The sequence below is a fragment of the Streptomyces sp. 4F14 genome (genome assembly GCF_048159485.1).
In the GTDB taxonomy this organism is placed as follows: domain Bacteria; phylum Actinomycetota; class Actinomycetes; order Streptomycetales; family Streptomycetaceae; genus Streptomyces.
On record NZ_JBLRVY010000132.1, the window covers coordinates 1 to 448 of the forward strand.

1 protein-coding gene is annotated in these 448 nt (G+C 65.8%); it reads left to right on the forward strand.

Annotated elements, in window-relative coordinates; all coding sequences use genetic code 11:
- Positions 1-448: TonB-dependent receptor plug domain-containing protein (locus tag ACLZOT_RS49980; protein WP_416975983.1), on the forward strand; the 448-nt coding region annotated here is incomplete at both ends.

Consider the following 448-nt stretch of genomic DNA (forward strand, 5'->3'; position numbering starts at 1 on the left):
GCCGCGCCCAAGGCCGCCAGCAGCCTCGAAGCCGGCGACGTCGAGCCGAGCATGGTCGAGAAGATCATCGTTACGGCCCAGAAGCGCGAGGAAGCGGCCCAGGATGTGCCGATCACCCTGACCGCCTTCTCCGGACGGGCGGCGGAAACCTATCGCCTGGAGAGTCTTCGCGACATATCGCGACTGACGCCAGGCCTGCTCGTCTCGTCGTTCAGCTACAGCAGCCCTACCATCGCCATTCGCGGCGCGACCAACACCTTCACCCAGATCGGCGCGAACAAGCCGGTGGCGGTCGTCCTCGACGACCTGTTCATCCCGCGCAACAGCGCCGCGACGTTCGATCTCTATGGCCTGAATTCGGTGCAGGTGCTCAAGGGCCCGCAGGGTACGCTGTTCGGGCGCAACGTGACCGGCGGCGCCATCATCCTAGACACCGGCAAGCCCAGCT